Genomic DNA, 4,993 nt, shown 5'->3' with positions numbered 1-4,993 from the left:
AAAAGGAGCGCCTTCTGTCTGCCCTCAATACTGGAGTTGCCCACTTGTCCGGCCAGCAATGGGAAGCTCCCTCTTCCAACAGCAGACATACTGCAGTCGTTGAATTGCTGCTCCTCAATGCCTCCGTGAGTGCTGGGCATCCCGCTCTTCAAGAAGGATCCCTGAGGTGAGCGCAATCCAATCTCGGCAACCATCAGACCCATTCACCCAAACCGAGGAGAGCTGACTATGAGCATGGGTAGGACTTCTACCTTCTCCCTAACCTGGCTGTGGACGGGATCCCTGGCTTTGGGGGTGACAGCCTTAGTAACCCGCCAGGTCGTCTGGGGTCTCTTGCCTGTGGCTGCGGCTTACCCGGCCATCCGCCGCCGCGAAGAACAGCTTTGCCAAGTGTTGGGGCAGAGCTGGCAGCAGCAGGAACAGATGGCGACCCAACTGGGGGCGATACAGGCGCGCATCGACGCTCTCGAAGCTCGGCCTACGTCACATTTATCGGTGCGGCAGCAACTGGCTCCCACCACGCAGGCCATTCAACAGATCCAGCGGCGGCTCAAAGCTGTAGAACTGCGGCTCAATGCTCTGCCCCAGGCGACTCCTCAGGAACTGGAGTCGATGCGGGCGCAATTGCAACGTCTGCAGCAGCAGGTGGAGTCCCAGCCAGCCCTCCCTTCCCCTCGTAAAGCTCTGGGGGTGTTTATTGACGGCGCTAACCTGCACGCCAGCGCCCAGCAATCGGGATCCCCTCTCGACTACCCCGGACTGTTGAGCTGGCTGGGCCAGGGCCGAACCGAGATGGAGGTGCATTTCTACAGCGGCACAGATCCGCACAACCTCGGCCAGCGCCGTTTTCTGGCAGAGCTGAGAAAGTTGGGCTACCGAGTGGTTACCAAGCCGGTCGTCACCCGTGCCGACGGCAGCCGCAAGGCCAATCTGGATGGGGAGCTGATCGTGGATTTAATGACCCTGTATTCCCGCTACGAGACGGTGCTGCTGCTGAGCGGTGATGGGGATTTCGCGCCAGCCCTCCGGCACATCCGCAGCCAAGGCTGCCGGCTGGAGGTAGCCGCCTACCGGCCCAGCACACACCCGGAGCTGATTCGCCTGGCGGATCGCTTTGTCGATCTCTGTGCCTGGCAAGGGACAGGGATCCCGGTGCCCCTACCGGCAAAACAGACGGCGGCCAGCGGCTGAACCCCTGCGGTTCCGGCCAGTTGCCCCCATAATCAAATCAACAACCAACAGCAGACCATTCCTGACCCATCCCCTCAACTTCCAACCTCGATGGAGAGATACCCATGTCCACCCAGTTGACGCCGCGGTTTGCCGAGGCCATGCGCTACGCCCACCGCTGGCACGCTGCTCAAACCCGCAAGGGAACAGGGATCCCCTACCTCAGCCACCTGCTGGCGGTGGCGTCCATCGCCCTGGAGCACGGCGCCGACGAAGATGAGGCCATTGCCGCCCTGCTCCACGACAGCCTGGAGGATGGCCCCCGCTACAGCGGCGAGCCGCGGGCCCAGATCGAACGGGAGTTGCGGGAGCACTTTGGAGAACGGGTGCTGCAGATCATCCTGGGATGCACAGACACCGACAGCGATAGCTCCCTGGGCGAGCCCAAAGAAAACTGGAAAGAGCGCAAAGTGGCCTATCTCAAGCACTTGGAAAGCGCAGATGCCTCGGTCTTGCTGGTGGCCGCCGCCGACAAGCTGCACAACGTCCGCTGCATCCTGCGAGACTTTCGCCAACTGGGGGATCAGCTCTGGGAGCGCTTCTCCGGCGGCAAAGAGGGATCCCTGTGGTACTACCGGTCGCTGGCGGAGATCCTGGGGCGACGGCTGCCTTCTAGGCTGGCGGCGGAGCTCCAAGAGCTGGTGGCCGAGTTGCAACGGGCAGCCGGGTCAGAGCCGGCAACAGCTTGACAGAGACGACCAGGGCTGAAGAAAATGCTGGGGGCAGCCTTCTTTTTCGCACTCTTCAGGTCACCTGTCTATGGTTCTCGCTGTTGGCACCATTGCTCCAGGGTTCAACACCACCGACACCCACGGCAACCAAGTTTCTCTGGCCGATTTTACCGGGAAAACCGTTGTCCTCTACTTTTACCCCAAAGACGACACCCCCGGCTGCACCAAAGAGGCCTGCGGGTTCCGCGACACCTACGCCGATTACCAGAGCAAAGACGTGGTGGTGTTGGGGGTGAGCATGGACGACCAGGCCTCTCACCAAAAGTTTGCCGAAAAGTACAACTTGCCCTTCCCTCTACTGGTCGATACCAGTGGGGTGATCGCCCGCGCCTACGATGTGGATGGGGGCGGTTACGCCAAGCGGGTGACCTACGTCATTGATGGCGAGGGCAAAATTGCCAAGGTCTATCAGAACATCAACACCGAAACCCATGCCCGCGATATCTTGGCGGACTTGGGCCTGTAAAATCTTTTCGGTTCTTCTCTGAGAGCCCGGCCCTTGCGCATGAACGACGACATTCCGGTTGCGCGTCGCCAGTCCACTTCGGTGGAAAAAGCGCAAGGTTCGGCGGCTACCTTGAGGTTGCGCCTGGGCTTGGGGCTGGTAGTGGTTGGGTTGGTGCTCTTGGCGGGTTGGGGGATAGATCAGTTACCCGGATCCCGGCAAGCAGCAGATCCCCCAGTTCTGGAAGAAGCCAGTCAGCCCCCTCTGGCGCAGCCAACTGAGCAGAATGGACGGGTCTCGCTGCTGGGGCACTATGCCTATGCCGAGGCCCCCGCAGATAGCCTACGGGTGGTGGGCAGCTACCACGGTCGAGAGGTGCGCCTGCGCCAGGCGGCTGCCGAGAGCTACCTGCGCATGAGCGCAGCAGCCCAAGCCGACGGGATCCGCCTCGTCCCTATCTCTGGGTTTCGCTCGATAGCGGAGCAGGAGTTTTTGTTTTTTCAACTGGCCCAATCGCGGGCTTTGCGACCGGAAGAACGGGCGGCGCTCAGCGCTCCCCCCGGCTACAGCGAGCATCACACGGGCTATGCCATCGACATTGGCGATGCCCGGTTTCCCCAATGGGACACGCAAGAAGCCTTTGAGACCACCCCTGCCTTCCGGTGGCTGGAGAAGAATGCCGCTCGTTTTGGCTTTGAGCTGTCCTTTCCCCGCGGCAACCCACAGGGGGTGAGTTACGAACCCTGGCACTGGCGCTTTGTGGGCGACCGCCACAGCCTGGAGACCTTCTACAAGCGCTAACAACTCCCCTCTCCCTCCGGGAGAGGGGACGGGGGTGAGGGCTGACTTCCTTCGGGAGAGGGGACGGGGGTGAGGGCCCAAAAAGCGGATGACGCGATTCGAACGCGCGACCGTCTCGTTGGCAACGAGAAGCTCTACCACTGAGCTACATCCGCATCAGGAAGTTTATGATGGCAAGTTTTGCGGTCGTTTGTCAAGCCAGGGATCCCCGGCGCATTTTGTTCCAGAATGAGAGGAGTTCATCTTTCTTTGCAGTTGCGTCAGCCCTTGGCGGGGCTCAGTTGAGGGGATCACGATGCGGGTAGCCATTATCGGAGCAGGGTTGGCCGGCTTGGTCACGGGGGTCGATTTGGCGGAAGCGGGGCACCAGGTGCAGATCTACGAGGCGCGGCCCTTTGTGGGCGGCAAGGTGGGCTCCTGGCAGGATGCCGAGGGCAACCACATCGAGATGGGCCTCCATGTTTTTTTCTGCAACTACAGCAACTTGTTTGCCCTGATGAAAAAGGTGGGGGCCTACGAGAACCTGTTGCCCAAGCAGCACCTCCACACCTTTGTCAACCGCGGCGGGCATACGGGCAGCCTTGATTTTCGCTTTCCCCTGGGAGCGCCCTTCAACGGCCTCAAGGCCTTCTTCACGACAGAGCAGCTCTCCTGGGCCGATAAACTGCGCAACGCCCTGGCACTGGGCACCAGCCCTCTGATTCGTGGCCTGCTGGATTACGAAGGAGCAATGCGGCAGATTCGCGCCTTGGATCGGATGAGCTTTGCCGATTGGTTCCGCCGCCACGGCGGATCCGAGGCCAGCCTGAAGCGGATGTGGAACCCGATTGCCTATGCCCTGGGCTTCATTGATACGGAGCAGATTTCCGCCCGCTGTATGCTGACCATTTTTCAGATGTTTGCCAGCAAAACAGATGCCTCCAAGCTCAACCTCCTCAAGGGATCCCCGGACAATTACCTCACCCAGCCCATCGTCCGCTACCTGCAAGCCCGCGGCGGCCAGGTTCATACCCGCCGGGGAGTCAGCCGCATCGAAGTCAGCGACTCTCCTCCCCACGCGGTAACCGGCCTGGTCTTGGCCAATGGCGAGCGGGTGGAAGCAGATGTGTATGTGTGTGCAACGGCGGTGGAAGGGGCCAAACGGCTGATCCCACAGGTGTGGCGGCAGTGGCCCCAGTTCGACAACCTCTACAAGCTGGAATCCGTACCTGTGGCAACGGTGCAATTGCGCTTCGATGGCTGGGTGACGGAGCTGAAGGGCCGGGCCAGACGCGCCGCCGACCACCCGCAGCCGCTTGGCATCGACAACCTCCTCTACACCGCCGATGCCGATTTCTCCTGCTTCGCCGACCTGGCCCTCACCAGCCCCGCCGATTACTACAAGCCCGGCCAGGGATCCCTGCTGCAATGCGTGCTCACGCCGGGGGATCCCTTCATCTCCATGCCCAACGAGCAGATTGCCCAGCACGTGCTGCACCAAGTGCACGAGCTCTTCCCCTCGTCGCGGCAACTGAACCTGACCTGGTACAGCGTGGTCAAGCTGGCCCACTCCCTCTATCGAGAGGCGCCGGGCATGGATCCCTATCGCCCGCAGCAGAAGACCCCTGTGCCCAACTTCTTCTTTGCCGGCAGCTACACCGCCCAAGACTACATCGACAGCATGGAAGGGGCTACCCTCTCCGGTCACCTGGCCGCCCAGGCCATTCTGTCTGCCCACAGGGATCCCTGACATGAGGACACTCCTCTCTCCCTGGTGGGAGAGGGGCTGGGCGGTTCCTGTTCCCCC

The 4,993-nt window shown here is 61.4% G+C and carries 6 protein-coding genes and 1 tRNA gene; 5 read left to right on the top strand and 2 right to left on the bottom strand.

Features of this window, described 5'->3' with window-relative positions; all coding sequences use genetic code 11:
* Nucleotides 1–194: hypothetical protein (locus NW844_RS08825; RefSeq protein ID WP_414335018.1), on the bottom strand; the 194-nt coding region annotated here is incomplete at its 3' end.
* A gap of 34 nt (nt 195–228) precedes the next feature.
* Here NW844_RS08825 and NW844_RS08820 point away from each other — a divergent pair.
* The 4 genes from NW844_RS08820 (at nt 229) to NW844_RS08805 (ending at nt 3,207) form a co-directional block, all read left to right on the top strand.
* Nucleotides 229–1,191 (top strand): NYN domain-containing protein, encoded by a 963-nt coding sequence (locus NW844_RS08820; protein ID WP_414335017.1) that lies wholly within the window; start codon nt 229–231, stop codon nt 1,189–1,191.
* Between the two features lie 104 nt (nt 1,192–1,295).
* A complete protein-coding gene (locus tag NW844_RS08815) occupies nt 1,296–1,919 on the top strand; it encodes an HD domain-containing protein (protein ID WP_414335016.1) in 624 nt (207 codons plus the stop codon).
* 70 nt (nt 1,920–1,989) lie between these two features.
* Nucleotides 1,990–2,427 (top strand): peroxiredoxin, encoded by a 438-nt coding sequence (locus NW844_RS08810; protein ID WP_414335015.1) that lies wholly within the window; start codon nt 1,990–1,992, stop codon nt 2,425–2,427.
* A gap of 39 nt (nt 2,428–2,466) precedes the next feature.
* Nucleotides 2,467–3,207 (top strand): D-alanyl-D-alanine carboxypeptidase family protein, encoded by a 741-nt coding sequence (locus NW844_RS08805; protein WP_414335014.1) that lies wholly within the window; start codon nt 2,467–2,469, stop codon nt 3,205–3,207.
* 83 nt (nt 3,208–3,290) lie between these two features.
* On the opposite strand, the gene NW844_RS08800 is transcribed toward NW844_RS08805, so the two are convergent.
* A tRNA-Gly gene (locus tag NW844_RS08800) sits at nt 3,291–3,362 on the bottom strand.
* Between the two features lie 140 nt (nt 3,363–3,502).
* Here NW844_RS08800 and zds point away from each other — a divergent pair.
* A complete protein-coding gene (zds, locus tag NW844_RS08795; protein WP_414335013.1) occupies nt 3,503–4,936 on the top strand; it encodes a 9,9'-di-cis-zeta-carotene desaturase in 1,434 nt (477 codons plus the stop codon).
* Nucleotides 4,937–4,993: the final 57 nt, after the last annotated feature.

Source organism: Synechococcus sp. H55.2 (assembly GCF_047462495.1).
Classification (GTDB): Bacteria; Cyanobacteriota; Cyanobacteriia; order Thermostichales; family Thermostichaceae; genus Thermostichus.
This window is presented reverse-complemented; position numbering and strand designations above follow the sequence as displayed.